Origin of the sequence: Phyllobacterium chamaecytisi (genome assembly GCF_020164455.1) — a bacterium.
In the GTDB taxonomy this organism is placed as follows: Bacteria; Pseudomonadota; Alphaproteobacteria; order Rhizobiales; family Rhizobiaceae; genus Phyllobacterium; species Phyllobacterium chamaecytisi.
Genome location: NZ_JAIQWW010000017.1, coordinates 74,502 through 87,896 on the forward strand (window position 1 = coordinate 74,502; position 13,395 = coordinate 87,896).

The 13,395-nt window shown below is 56.2% G+C and carries 10 protein-coding genes; 6 read left to right on the plus strand and 4 right to left on the minus strand.

Going from position 1 to position 13,395, the window contains the following annotated elements:
* The first annotated feature begins 61 nt into the window (after positions 1-61).
* Together glmS and LB462_RS22790 are read left to right on the plus strand one after the other, a co-directional pair.
* Complete coding sequence (gene glmS / locus LB462_RS22785) at positions 62-1,885, plus strand: glutamine--fructose-6-phosphate transaminase (isomerizing) (RefSeq protein WP_224512750.1); 1,824 nt, start codon at positions 62-64, stop codon at positions 1,883-1,885.
* Positions 1,886-1,937: 52 nt separating this feature from the next.
* Entirely contained in the window at positions 1,938-2,399 is a 462-nt protein-coding gene (locus LB462_RS22790; protein ID WP_224512752.1) for a cupin domain-containing protein, read from the plus strand.
* On the opposite strand, the gene recG is transcribed toward LB462_RS22790, so the two are convergent.
* Positions 2,396-4,504 (minus strand): ATP-dependent DNA helicase RecG, encoded by a 2,109-nt coding sequence (recG, locus tag LB462_RS22795; RefSeq protein ID WP_224512754.1) that lies wholly within the window; start codon positions 4,502-4,504, stop codon positions 2,396-2,398. The genes LB462_RS22790 and recG overlap by 4 nt on opposite strands.
* A 118-nt stretch (positions 4,505-4,622) precedes the next feature.
* Here recG and LB462_RS22800 point away from each other — a divergent pair, with 118 nt between their 5' ends.
* On the plus strand, positions 4,623-4,910 hold the full coding sequence (locus LB462_RS22800; RefSeq protein WP_224512756.1) for an FAD assembly factor SdhE: 288 nt from the start codon (positions 4,623-4,625) through the stop codon (positions 4,908-4,910).
* 7 nt (positions 4,911-4,917) lie between these two features.
* Entirely contained in the window at positions 4,918-8,418 is a 3,501-nt protein-coding gene (gene mfd / locus LB462_RS22805; protein ID WP_224512758.1) for a transcription-repair coupling factor, read from the plus strand.
* Here the strand turns inward: mfd and LB462_RS22810 are convergent, their stop codons facing one another.
* Together LB462_RS22810 and LB462_RS22815 are read right to left on the minus strand one after the other, a co-directional pair.
* Positions 8,419-9,084 (minus strand): DsbA family oxidoreductase, encoded by a 666-nt coding sequence (locus tag LB462_RS22810; protein ID WP_224512760.1) that lies wholly within the window; start codon positions 9,082-9,084, stop codon positions 8,419-8,421.
* Positions 9,085-9,092: 8 nt separating this feature from the next.
* Positions 9,093-10,910: an extracellular solute-binding protein gene (locus tag LB462_RS22815; protein ID WP_370637270.1), complete on the minus strand. Its 1,818-nt coding sequence runs from the start codon at positions 10,908-10,910 to the stop codon at positions 9,093-9,095.
* A gap of 285 nt (positions 10,911-11,195) precedes the next feature.
* Here LB462_RS22815 and LB462_RS22820 point away from each other — a divergent pair, with 285 nt between their 5' ends.
* Positions 11,196-11,819: an invasion associated locus B family protein gene (locus tag LB462_RS22820; protein ID WP_224512761.1), complete on the plus strand. Its 624-nt coding sequence runs from the start codon at positions 11,196-11,198 to the stop codon at positions 11,817-11,819.
* Positions 11,820-11,886: 67 nt separating this feature from the next.
* Here LB462_RS22820 and hspQ read toward each other — a convergent pair whose 3' ends face one another.
* Complete coding sequence (gene hspQ / locus LB462_RS22825; RefSeq protein ID WP_112527236.1) at positions 11,887-12,219, minus strand: heat shock protein HspQ; 333 nt, start codon at positions 12,217-12,219, stop codon at positions 11,887-11,889.
* A gap of 98 nt (positions 12,220-12,317) precedes the next feature.
* On the opposite strand from hspQ, the gene LB462_RS22830 reads away from it, so the two are divergent.
* The gene (locus tag LB462_RS22830) at positions 12,318-13,262 is read left to right on the plus strand and encodes an AEC family transporter (RefSeq protein ID WP_224512763.1); all 945 of its coding nucleotides are present in this window, start codon (positions 12,318-12,320) and stop codon (positions 13,260-13,262) included.
* Positions 13,263-13,395 lie beyond the last annotated feature (133 nt).

A 13,395-nucleotide genomic window follows, 5' to 3' on the forward strand; every position in this document is an offset into this window, starting at 1 on the left:
CTGTAGCGATGAATCTGAGCTAGCCAAGAGCTGGAAACTATTCGGGGTATTGGAGTCGTTTATGTGCGGGATCGTTGGAATTATCGGGCGTGAGCAGGTAGCGCCGCTGCTTGTCGATGCACTGAAGCGGCTGGAATACCGCGGCTATGACTCGGCCGGCGTTGCGACCCTCGATTTTGGCGTGCTCGATCGCCGCCGGGCCGAAGGCAAGCTTGGCAATCTCGACAAACTCCTGAAGGAAAATCCACTCGGCGGCACCATCGGTCTCGGCCACACACGTTGGGCGACGCACGGTGCGCCGACGGTCCGCAATGCACACCCGCATACGACGCCTCGGCTTGCGGTGATCCACAATGGCATCATCGAGAATTTTGCCGAACTGCGCGCAATGCTCGAAAAGGATGGATATGTCTTCGAGACGGAGACCGATACGGAGACGGTCGCGCATCTGGTAACGCGCGCGCTCGATCGTGGCCTTGCGCCGGTCGAGGCAGTTCGCCAGACGTTGCCGCAATTGCGTGGCGCTTTTGCCATCGCGATTATGTTCAAGGGCGAAGACAATCTGCTGATCGCCGCCCGCAATGGTCCGCCTCTCGCAGTTGGCTATGGCGAAGGAGAGATGTATCTGGGCTCCGATGCGATCGCTCTCGCTCCGTTCACCGATAATTTGTCCTATCTCGAAGATGGCGATTGGGCGGTGCTCACCCGTAGTGGCGTCGTCATCTATGACGAAAGCGGCGAAGTTGTAGACCGCCCCGTGCAGAAATCGGCGGGCACCGCGTTTCTGGTGAGCAAGGGCAACCACCGGCATTTCATGGAGAAGGAAATCCATGAACAGCCGGAAGTCATCTCGCACACGCTGGCAAACTACCTCGATTTCTCGAAGGGTACGATACGGCCTGGTGCAGCGCCGGTCGATTTCGCCAAGGTAGACCGCATCGCAGCTTCCGCCTGCGGCACAGCCTATTATGCCGGGCTGGTTGGAAAGTACTGGTTCGAACACATTGCCCGGCTTCCGGTCGATATCGATGTGGCGTCCGAATTTCGCTATCGGGAAATGCCGCTTTCCAAAAATAGCCTCGCGCTCTTTGTCTCGCAGTCAGGTGAGACCGCGGATACGCTGGCTTCGTTGCGCTATTGCAAGCAGCAGGGCCTAAGCATCGGAACTATCGTCAACGTCAAGGAATCGACGATGGCGCGCGAATCCAACACCGTATTTCCAACCCTCGCAGGTCCAGAAGTTGGCGTTGCCTCGACCAAGGCTTTCACCTGCCAATTGTCTGTTCTGGCATCGCTGGCTGTAGCGGCCGGCAAAATGCGCGGTACGATCAGCGACGAAGAAGAGCGCCAGCTTGTGCGCGAACTATCCGAAATTCCGCGCTATGCAACGCAAGCGCTGAAGCTCGAAGGTCAGATCGAAGCTATCAGCCGCGAACTCAGCCAGGTCAAGCACGCACTCTACCTGGGGCGTGGCACGAGTTATCCGCTGGCGCTCGAGGGCGCGCTGAAACTCAAGGAAATTTCCTATATCCATGCAGAGGGTTATGCAGCCGGCGAGTTGAAGCACGGACCAATTGCATTGATCGACGAATCCATGCCGGTCATCGTCATTGCTCCGCATGACCGCTGGTTCGAAAAAACCATATCGAATATGCAGGAAGCGGCGGCGCGTGGTGGCAAGATCATCCTCATCACCGATGAGAAAGGCGCAGCAGCCAGCACGTTGAAAACGTGGCATACGATTCTTCTGCCGGAGATGCCGGAGGTTATTACACCGATCGTCTACACGCTGCCGATTCAGATGCTGGCCTATCACACAGCAGTTTTCATGGGCACGGACGTCGATCAGCCTCGCAATCTGGCAAAGTCTGTGACTGTGGAATAACTGGCCTCGTCGGGTTATAAGGGCAGCGACAACAGTCACCTCGAGAATTGCCATGCCCAAGATTGACACTGCCGCTGTATCGAAACACAGAGGTTCGGGCTATCCGCCACCATTTGACGTACCATGCGCCGATCGCGTTCGGCAGCGCCTCGGTAATTTCGGTGGGCTAACCGATTTTGGTGTCAATCTTATGCATTTGCCTCCGGGCGATTGGTCGAGCCAGCGCCACTGGCATTCGGCCGAAGATGAATTCGTCTACGTGCTCGAAGGTGAGTTAGTGCTGGTCGAAGATGACGGCGAGACATTGCTTCGAGCCGGCGATTGTGCGGCCTTCCCAAAGAATTCGGGCAATGGCCACCATATGATCAACAAGTCGGGTGCGATGGCGGTTTATCTCGAGGTAGGGACGCGCTCACCCTCTGACATTACCATTTGCTCCGACATCGACATGATGAGTTCCAATGCCGACGGGCGGTTCGTGCACAAGGATGGCAGGCCCTATCCCGGTACCTAGCCGGCACGGAGCAGCCGCACCGCTTCGTCACGTTCGAACAGATAAAGCAGGATGCGCAACGCTTCGCCGCGCGTGCTCTGCAATTCGGGATCCCGCGTCAGAATATACCGGGCATCCTTGCGGGCGATCTCCAGAAACTCTTGATGCGCTTCGATGCTGGCGAGCCGGAAACCAGGCGTTCCGGATTGCCGGGTGCCAAGCAACTCGCCTTCTCCCCGCAACTTCAGGTCCTCTTCGGCGATCCTGAAACCATCCTCGGTTTCTCGCATGATCTTGAGCCGCGCCTGCGCGACTTCGCCAAGTGGCCCCTTGTAGATGAGGAGGCAGGTCGAGGGTTTGTCCCCGCGCCCGACGCGCCCGCGCAACTGGTGCAATTGCGCAAGACCAAAGCGTTCGGCATGTTCGATGACAATGATCGTCGCATCCGGAACGTCGACACCAACTTCAATCACTGTGGTTGCCACCAGCAAGCGTGTCTCGCCGTTCTTGAATGCCAGCATGGCGGCATCTTTCTCCGGGCCATTCATACGGCCATGAACCAGCCCGATCCTGTCGCCGAGCAGAGGTTTCAGCGATTCGAAGCGTTCTTCGGCCGAAACGAGGTCGACCAGTTCGGATTCCTCGACCAGCGGGCAAATCCAATAGATTTTCTGCCCATCGGCTATTGCGGTCCGCATGCGATCAACGAGCTCGCTCAACCGCTCCATTGGCAGGATCGCAGTGGTGATCGGGCGTCGGCCAGCAGGTTTTTCCGTCAGTTTCGAAACGTCCATATCACCGAACGCGGTTAATACCAGCGTGCGCGGGATGGGTGTGGCGGTCATGACCAGCATGTCGGGCGCCGTGCCTTTAGAGGTCAGCAGCAGGCGTTGATGTACGCCGAAACGGTGTTGCTCATCGACAATAACCAGCACCAGATCGTGATAGCTGACCTTTTCCTGAAAGAGTGCGTGTGTGCCGACAATGATGTGGATGGCGCCCGTCCGCAGACCCTCCAGGATATCTTCACGCTCGCGGCCTTTTTCGCGTCCAGTGAGCAGTGCTGTACGCAACCCTGCCTTCTCGGCCAGAGGCGCGATTGTGGCGAAGTGCTGGCGCGACAGCACTTCTGTCGGAACCATCAGCGCCGATTGACCGCCAGCCTCGGCGGCATGCGCCATAGCGAGGAGACCGACGACGGTCTTGCCTGAGCCGACATCGCCTTGCAGCAGGCGCAACATTCGATCTGGTTCTCGCAAATCGGCGATGATTTCCTTGATCGCCTGGCTCTGACTATTCGTCAGCGAATAGGGTAGGGCCGCGATGATTTTCGCCATGAGATGGCCGTCACCCTCCAGCTTGCGGCCGGAGAGGCGACGTGTTTTCAAGCGCACCAGCGCCAACGCCAGTTGACCGGCGAGAAATTCATCATAGGCAAGCCGCTGTCTGGCAGGATGATCAAGTGCAATGTCGCTCGGATCTTGAGGATTGTGCAGAATCTGAAGTGCCCGCCGATGCGATGGCAGGTCATACTTCTCGAGTACTGGCGGATCGATCCATTCCGGCATATCCGGTGCTCTGGCCAGCGCTTCCTGAATACCGCGTGCCAGTACTTTCGGAGACAGGCCTGCTGTCAGCGGATAAACAGGTTCGACCAGTGGCAGGGACGAAGCATCTTCGGTACTGGCAATATGATCTGGATGAACCATCGTCGGACGCCCATTGAACCACTCCATGGTGCCGGACACGATAACCGTTTCGCCAACCGGCATGACTTTTTCAAGCCAGGCCTGTTTTGCGTGAAAAAAAGTGAGACCGATTTCCCCGGTATCGTCATGCGCGAAGACGCGATATGGGACATTGCTTCGTCCACTGGGCGATGGCTGATGGCGGTCGATGCGCACTTCCAGCGTGACGATCGCGCCTTCCGGGGCGTAGGCGATACCCGGCCGATTGCGCCGGTCGATCACACTGTGCGGAGGCAAGTAGACCAGATTGCCGACGCGTGGGTCAGCGCCGGGCGGTTGAGTGCCGAGCAACGTACCGAGCAGGCCAGACACTTTCGGACCTATGCCGGAAAGCGAACGAACGGAGGCGAAGAGGGGATCAAGCAATGACGGACGCATGCATAAGGTTTAACGCGTTCGATGTGCGTTGCAAGGCTGACAGATGCAACAAGGCACGCTATACCCAGCCGCACCAATCACGCCCAATACTTTTCATTGCCATAAACGGAGCTAGTTCATGACTGGAAGCAGTCGCACCACTGCCGATCTGCAGCCGAGACAGCGAAAAATCCTGTTTCGCTCCTGGCATCGCGGTATGCGTGAAATGGATCTGATCCTCGGACAGTTTGCCGACGCCCATATCGACACCTTGTCTGATGATGAACTTGACCAATATGAAGCACTGATGGAAGCCCTCGACCGGGACCTGTTGAAATGGGTCACCGGAGAGGCTGCCGTTCCCGCCGAATTCGATACGCCGATCTTCCACAAGGTCGTCGCATCCCGCCAGCAAATGAAATTCTGAAATCGAAATGACTGCCTTTACCAAACTCGGACTGAAATCTGACGTCAATGGACATGTGGTCATCGACGGTGTTGTCGATGGCTACGAAGCTTTTGCTTTGGCGAAAGTGGTAGCTGAAGCCGGGGCAGGTGGTCCCGTGCTGTTCATCGCGCGTGATGGTAATCGCGTTGCCGACATCGAACAGGTGCTGAATTTTGTCCAGCCGGATTTGCCGGTGCTGCAATTGCCGGCTTGGGACTGTCTTCCTTATGATCGCGTGTCGCCAGGAGCGGATACTTCCGCGCGCCGCCTGGCGGCGCTCGCCGGTCTTGCAGCCTTGCGCGAACACAAGCATCCGGGCGTCATTTTGGCGACGGCCAATGCCGTTCTGCAAAAACTGCCACCGCGCAAAGTCCTTGCAGAGCAGCTTTTCATGGCGAAGCCCGGCAATAGAATTGACATGAATGCACTGGTGCAACGCCTTGAAAGTAATGGATTTGAGCGTGTTCCAACTGTGCGTGATGTCGGCGAATATGCCGTACGTGGCGGTATTCTCGATCTTTTCGCTCCGGGTGCCGAGGAGCCGCTGCGTCTGGATTTCTTCGGAGATACTCTGGAAACGATCCGGACCTTCGATCCAGCGTCGCAGCGAACGTCGAGCCAAAAGAAAGAATTCTCGATGCAGCCGATGAGCGAAATCACGTTATCGCCCGAGCTCATCAGCCATTTCCGCTCGCAATATGTGCAGAAGTTCGGGGCGCCATCGCGCGATGACGCGCTTTATCAATCCATCTCGGAGGGGCGCCGCTTTGCCGGCATGGAACATTGGTTGCCACTGTTCTATGACAAACTCGAGACCGTTTTCGACCATGCGGGGCAAATGCCGGTGGTCTTCGATCACCTCGCGCACGAATCCATGGCTGAACGCCACAAGATGGTGCTGGACCACTACGAGGCGCGCAGGAGGCAATCCGATGGCAAAGAGCCGGGCGATACTATCCCTTACAAGCCGGTCGAGCCGGGTTCACTGTATCTGACACCTGAACAGGTCGAGGCGTCGGCAATCAACTCAGGCATGCGCATCGATTTCACGCCTTTCGATGCGCCGTTCGTCACAGGGCGAGCGGTTATCCATGCCGGTGCACATCGGGGGCGCACATTCGTTGAAGAGAGGACCGCCAAGGACACCAATGTCTTCGACAGTGTTGTAAAACACATTGCCGATGAGCGCGCTGCAGGCAAGAAGGTGCTGCTTGCTGCATGGAGCGAAGGCACACGCGACCGGCTGGTGCAGGTTCTGAATGAACATGGTCTCGAAAAGATCGAGTTTGTCGATGATCTGAGAACGGTCAAGGCGCTTGCTCGCGACAAAATTACTGCGGGCATCCTTTCACTGGAAACAGGCTTCGATGCTGGCGAACTCGTCGTTGTTGCAGAGCAGGACATCCTTGGCGACCGGCTGATCCGCCATTCCAAGCGCCGCAAGCGCGACCGGGACTTCATCAGCGAGGTTGCAGCGCTTAATGCCGGCGACATCGTCGTGCATGTGGATCATGGTATTGGCCGCTTTATTGGCCTGAGGACGATCACTGCCGCCGGCGCACCACATGACTGTCTGGAACTGCACTATGCCGGCGATGACCGGCTGTTCCTCCCGGTAGAAAATATCGAGCTTTTGTCGAGATTTGGCTCGGAAACTTCGACTGCCGTGTTGGACAAGCTCGGTGGCGGGGCCTGGCAAGCCCGCAAGGCAAAGCTGAAGAAACGCCTGCTCGACATTGCCGGCCATCTCATTCGCATTGCAGCCGAGCGGCAGATGCGCGGCGCGCCGATCCTGTTGCCGCCAGACGGCCTCTATGGCGAGTTCGCAGCGCGATTCCCCTATGACGAGACGGAAGATCAGGATCGTGCCATTGACGCGGTTATTGACGACCTATCGCTCGGCAAGCCGATGGACCGCCTGATTTGCGGCGATGTCGGCTTCGGCAAGACTGAAGTAGCGCTGCGCGCCGCATTCGTTGCGGCGCTGAATGGCGTTCAGGTTGCCGTTGTGGTGCCGACGACGCTGTTGTCGCGCCAGCACTTCAAGACCTTCACCCAGCGTTTTCAGGGCCTGCCTGTCAATGTGGCGCAAGCATCGCGGCTCGTGGGCTCAAAGGAGCTGGCTGAAAACAAGAAGGGCATTGCCGAGGGACAGGTGGATATCGCCGTCGGCACGCATGCGCTGCTCGGAAACGGCATCAAGTTCAAGAATCTGGGTCTTCTGATCATCGACGAAGAGCAGCATTTCGGCGTCAAACACAAGGAACGGCTGAAAGAACTGAAATCGGATGTGCATGTGCTGACCCTGTCCGCAACACCGATACCGCGCACGCTGCAACTTGCCTTGACGGGTGTTCGCGAGCTTTCCTTGATTACCACACCACCTGTGGATCGTATGGCTGTGCGAACCTTCGTCTCGCCGTTTGATGCACTTGTCATCCGCGAAACGCTGTTGCGCGAGCGCTATCGCGGCGGGCAGAGTTTCTATGTTTGCCCGCGCATTTCCGATTTGAGCGACATCAAGGAGTTCCTTGATGCTCAGGTGCCGGAACTGAAAGTTGCGACTGCCCATGGCCAGATGGCGCCTGGTGAGCTCGACGACATCATGAATGCTTTCTATGACGGGCAGTACGACGTGCTGCTGTCGACGACAATCGTTGAATCCGGGCTCGATATCCCGACCGCCAACACGCTGATCATCCATCGCGCTGATATGTTTGGCCTGTCGCAATTGTATCAATTGCGCGGACGCGTGGGGCGATCGAAGCAGCGTGCCTATGCGCTATTCACGCTGCCAGCCAACAAACTGCTGACGCAGACCGCAGAACGCAGGCTCAAGGTCTTGCAATCGCTCGACACGCTTGGTGCCGGTTTCCAGCTGGCAAGCCATGACATGGATATCCGCGGTGCAGGCAATCTGCTCGGGGAGGAACAGTCAGGGCATATTCGCGAGGTCGGTTTCGAACTTTATCAACAGATGCTGGAAGAAGCGGTTGCGGAGATCAAGGGTACCGGCGAAGTCGAGGACGGCCATTGGTCGCCGCAGATTGCGATCGGCACCGCAGTGATGATCCCCGAAACCTATGTTCCGGATCTGCAATTGCGTCTCGGCCTCTATCGCCGTCTGGCCGATCTGGAGGAGCTGCAGGACATCGACGGCTTTGGCGCCGAAATGATCGATCGCTTTGGACCGCTGCCGGAAGAAGTTCAGCACCTGTTGAAGATCGTCTACATCAAGGCGTTGTGCCGCCGTGCCAATGTGGACAAGCTCGACGCAGGTCCAAAGGGCATTGTCATCCAGTTCCGCAACAAGACGTTCAATAATCCCGCTGCACTGGTCCAGATGATCGGCGAGCAGGGTTCGATGGCGAAGATCAGGCCCGATCAGAGTATTGTCTTTGTGCGCGATTGGCCGACAGCCGAGAAACGGTTGAACGGTGCAGCGGTCGTCATGACGCAGCTGGCGAAACTCGCCGAGGCCGCATAGTCAGACCGGACGCGGCTCAAAGCCATCCGCGGCCTGGCGGATGGCATCTGCCAAGGCCTCTGCAGATTGCGCACCCATGACGGCATATTTCTGGTCGAGGATGAAGCAGGGAACGCCGCCCACGCCGATCTGATTGGCGGTGTCAATTTCCTGCCGCACACCGAGAGTATCTGCGTCGGTTGGCAACAGGCTGGCAACGATGGCAACGTCCATGCCTGCCTCTTGCGCGGCCTCCAGCAATATCTGGTGATCGCCGATGTTCTTTCCCTGCTCGAAATAGTAGGAGAAGAGAATGCCGACCATCTTGTCCTGAACGTTGGGCGTAGCCTGCGATGCCCAGCGGATAAGGCGATGTGCGTCCAGCGTATTAGGGCTTACTTCGATGGCCTCGAAGTCAAACTCGATGCCAGCTTCCTTGCCAAGCTCGGTCAATTGCTGATGAATTTCAAAGATCTTGTCGGAACTGCCGAGCTTTTCCTGCATGTATCGATTGCGATCTTTTCCCTGCGGTGGAATCGTCGGATCGAGTTGAAATGGTCGCCAATTTACAATTACGTCGAGGTCAGGATTGAGCGCGAGCGCGCTTTCCAAACGCTTCCGTCCGAGAAAACACCAGGGGCAAACGACATCCGACACCACGTCGATCGTGAACTTTTTATCGGTCATGGCTATTCCTATCGTTTATCGGACCACCACGTGGACAGTTGGTTGCCGACCATGGACGTCTTGTCCGGATGTTGCAGATGTGCCCAACGGGCAACCCATTGTTCGGGCTGGTAATAGATCGGAACCATATAATGGCCGGAGATCAGGACTCTGTCGAGGGCACGCACAATGCTGGTAAACTCCTCGTCGCCGCGGGCAGCCAGCATCTTGTCCAGTAATGCGTCGATGACGGGATCGGCTACCCCCGCATAATTGAAGCTGCCTTCAACTTCCTTCGACTGGCTCCCCCAGCGGCTGAATTGCTCATATCCTGGCGAGAGCGAGCTTGAGTAGGCGCCCAGGATAACGTCGTAATCGAACGTCTGCAGGCGCTTTTGATACTGTGCATCGTCGACTGTACGGATGGTAGCCCCGATGCCAAGACGCTCAAGCGTGCGTTTGTAGGCAAGGCCGAGACGCTCTTCGCCAACGGAGCGCGTCAAAATTTCGAAGACGAGAGGTGTTCCATGCGGGTCGAGCAACTGCTCGTTCTCGATCTTGTAGCCCCGGCTGACCAGAATGTCATAAGCGCGCTTCATTTCCTTGCGATCGCGCCCTGTTCCATCCGTTTTGGCAGGCTCATAGGTGCCGTCCATCACTTCCGGCAGCACCGCATCCGGATATGGCGCCAGCAGCGCGCGTTCCGTTGCGTCTGCAGGTTTGCCGAATGCAGACAACTCCGAGCCTTGCCAGTAGCTGCCCAGTCTCTGATAGCGGCCAGCGTAAAGGTTGCGGTTTGTCCACTCAAAATCGAACATGAGCGCGAGCGCTTCCCGCACTGCCTTGTCCTGAAACAACGGGCGCCGCGTATTGAAGACAAAGCCGAACATGTTGGCAGGCGATCTTGAACGGAACGTCTCCCTGATGACCCGGCCATCCTTGACTGCAGGAAAATCATAGGACGTCGCCCATTTGTTGGGATCGCCTTCCATGAAGACGTCGAATACACCTTTCTTGAAGGCTTCGAACTGCGCCTGATCGTTACGGAAATACTCGACCGTCACGGTTTCAAAATTGTTGAACCCGACCCTGCTCGGCAGGTCAGCGCCCCAGTAGTCGGGGTTTCGCTTGAAAACGATACGCTGGCCCGGTTGGACCTTCGAAACGATGTAGGGCCCACTGCCGACCGGGATGGCCAAGGGCGAGGCATCGAATTTGTCGATGTCGATCGCATGTTTCGGAAGAACCGGCATGAGCGCCAAGACGAGCGGAAACTCCCTGTTCGCCTGCTCGTTGAACGTGAACCTTACGCCGTATTCGCCAACCTTTTCGATTTTTGAGATCAGTTTCATGCGGCTGCTAAAAGGCGGTCGTCCCTTTTTGGTCAGAACATCGAACGTGAAGATCACATCATCGGGCGTTACCGGCTGCCCGTCGGACCATTTCGCCTTCGGATTGAGCGTGAATTCGACCCAGGTTCGCTCGTCATTGGTTTCAACCTTTTCGGCGAGCAAACCATACATGGTGAATGGCTCGTCCGCGCTTCGCTGCATCAGTGATTCGTAAACCAGATTGCCAAATTCGGAATCGCCGAACATGCCGCGCGCGGTCGTCCGCATGCTCTTGATCAGGAAGGGATTGAGGCTGTCGAATGTGCCGACCACACCATAGGTAATGGAACCTTCCTTTGGCGCGGCCGGATTGACATAGGGAAAAGTCTTGTAGTCCGCGGGCAGGGCAGGCTCGCCGTGCATGGCGATTCCATAGGTTGGTTCGGCAAAAGAAGCGTCCGTTGCCGAACATGCCGCGATCAAAAGCGCCAGAATCTGCAAACTTCTCTTCAACATCGTCTCAACCTTGCGCATTTAAAGGCGCGATTTACCCTGATTCGTGTCAAAGACTATCATTTGAAGACGATTCTGCGGCGGAAGACGTGTTATGTGCCATCTGAATTCATAGACCAGCCAAAAGTAGTCTGGATTTGCATCGGCATGCAGTGTAACACGGCGTTCGATAATTGCATCTCGCTCTAGGGTCACTCTGTTGCCGCATTTAGTGACCAAAGCCAGACAAGCAAATACAAGTGATCAAGCCACACTTCGGATAAGTGCGCTGAAAGGAACCAGTTGACCATGTCCACCCGAAAGACTTTCGCTGCAACCGCATCCTTCGCCGGTGCCGTTGCATTACTTGCCGCCGCGGCAGTACCAGCCTCAGCCCAGCAGCAGCAAAGAGCGCCTCAGGGTTGGTTCAAGGTTTGCTCGAAACAGGAAGACAACGACATCTGCAATACGCAGAATATCGTGACGGCCGATAGCGGCCAGCTCCTGACTGCCGTCAATCTCATCGAGATCAAGGGTAAGATCAATCGCAAGATCTTCCAGGTTTCCGTCCCGACCGGCCGTCTGATCGCGCCGGGTGTTGGCCTCCAGGTCAACGGCGGCAAGACTCAGAAGGTTGATTACGCCATTTGTTTCCCGGATCGTTGCATTTCCGAAGTTGCCTTGTCCGATGATCTGCTTGCCGCCTTCAAGAAAGGCAATCAGCTGACGATGACTTCGGTCAACTTCCAGAACAAGCCCAATCCGATCAACGTTGCGCTCACCGGTTTCACCCAGGCTTATGAGGGTCCCGGCCTGCAGCAGAACGAGCTCGAACAGCGCCAGAAGACACTTCAGGACGAAGTCCAGAAGCGTCAGAAGGAGTTCGAGGAGAAGATGAAGGCCGAGCAGGAAAAAGCCAAAACCGGCAATTAATCAACCGGCACTGAGAGCTAAAAAAGGACGCTTCGAGCGTCCTTTTTATTGCGCATGAGTCGGTGCGCTAATTCATATGCGGTTTTTTCACGCGATAGACGCCGTTTTCCGGCGTTTCAAACATGTTCTTGATCTGCGGATGCCTCAAGGGCACACCGGTCGTATCGGGAACCAGATTCTGTTCCGAAACATAGGCGACATATTCGCTCTCGGAGTTTTCTGCAAAAAGGTGGTAGAAGGGCTGGTCGCGCCGCGGTCTTATATCCTCGGGAATGGATCGATACCATTCTTCCGTATTGTTGAATTCTGGATCCACATCGAAGATCACACCCCGGAACGCGAAGATCCTGTGGCTCACCACCTGGCCGATCTGAAATTTTGCATGGCGTATCTGTGTCATCATCGTCATTCGTAGTAGGTATCTGTTTCTATCAAAGCTCGCGAGCCTAAATGGTTCCTGCGAACACTCTATCCCGCCATAAATTCAAAAAGTCCGTCATGCTCAGTGTCTTCAATCTGGTACTTCCATTCTTTGGACTGATTTTCCTTGGCTTTTTCGTGGCGCGTATCAATCACCAGCCGTTGGAAGCGCTGGGATGGATGAATACGTTCATCATCTATGTGGCGTTGCCGGCTCTATTTTTCCAGATACTTTCGAAAACGCCCGTGGCGGAATTGACCCAGTGGACCTTCATTGTCGGATGCACTTTGTCAACATTTGCCATTTTCCTGACGATGTTTCTGATCGCGTTCGCACGGACGCGGAAGATCGATGAAAGCACGATTCAAGGGCTTGCTGCAGCCTACGGCAATATTGGTTACATGGGGCCGGCCCTGGCAATTCTTGCCTTCGGTGCGTCGGCGGCTGTGCCCGTCGCGCTGATATTTTGCTTCGACAACACGCTGCACTTCGTCATGGCACCGTTGTTGATGGCGCTTTCGGGTAATGACAAGCGCTCTCCGCGCGACGTGACTATCGGTGTCCTTCGCAAGATATTCGGCCATCCTTTCATTATCGCAACGATCATGGGTGTTGGTGCGGCGATACTCGGTATAGAGCCGCCTGTCGCAATCGACCGCATGATCGATCTCCTTGCCAGGGCGGCAGCGCCTTGCGCGCTCTTCGCCATGGGAGCAACGCTTGCTTTACGTCCACTGCGGCGCGTACCGAAGGAGCTTTATCTCATCGTCCCTATCAAGCTACTGGTTCAGCCGTTACTGATTTATGGGGTGCTGAATCTTGTCGGGAATTTTCCGCCGGTGTGGATTTACACGGCCATGCTCATGGCGGCATTGCCTACCGCAACCAATGTCTTTGTCATCGCCCAACAGTATGGCGTGTGGGTCGAGCGGGCATCCAGCAGCATTCTGGCGACCACCTTGTTTTCAATCGCCACCCTGACCTTGTGGCTTTATTTCATGACGCATGGTCTCATTCCCTGACATCAAATGACGCCGTCAACGTTTTTGTTATCGAGATAATCGCTCCACATGGCTCTTTCGACGCAGCTGGGCCCTTGCGGCTGTCGATTTTGTGTATATATAGTTGCGAATGATTTGCAATTGCGATTAGGGG

Coding starts and splice junctions, on each gene's coding strand:
- recG (WP_224512754.1), bottom strand. CDS start 4,504: ATGCGTCCGTCATTGCTTGATCCCCTCTTCGCCTCCGTTCGTTCGCTT.
- LB462_RS22820 (WP_224512761.1), top strand. CDS start 11,196: ATGTCCACCCGAAAGACTTTCGCTGCAACCGCATCCTTCGCCGGTGCC.
- LB462_RS22810 (WP_224512760.1), bottom strand. CDS start 9,084: ATGACCGATAAAAAGTTCACGATCGACGTGGTGTCGGATGTCGTTTGC.
- LB462_RS22800 (WP_224512756.1), top strand. CDS start 4,623: ATGACTGGAAGCAGTCGCACCACTGCCGATCTGCAGCCGAGACAGCGA.
- LB462_RS22790 (WP_224512752.1), top strand. CDS start 1,938: ATGCCCAAGATTGACACTGCCGCTGTATCGAAACACAGAGGTTCGGGC.
- mfd (WP_224512758.1), top strand. CDS start 4,918: ATGACTGCCTTTACCAAACTCGGACTGAAATCTGACGTCAATGGACAT.
- hspQ (WP_112527236.1), bottom strand. CDS start 12,219: ATGACACAGATACGCCATGCAAAATTTCAGATCGGCCAGGTGGTGAGC.
- LB462_RS22830 (WP_224512763.1), top strand. CDS start 12,318: ATGCTCAGTGTCTTCAATCTGGTACTTCCATTCTTTGGACTGATTTTC.
- glmS (WP_224512750.1), top strand. CDS start 62: ATGTGCGGGATCGTTGGAATTATCGGGCGTGAGCAGGTAGCGCCGCTG.
- LB462_RS22815 (WP_370637270.1), bottom strand. CDS start 10,910: ATGTTGAAGAGAAGTTTGCAGATTCTGGCGCTTTTGATCGCGGCATGT.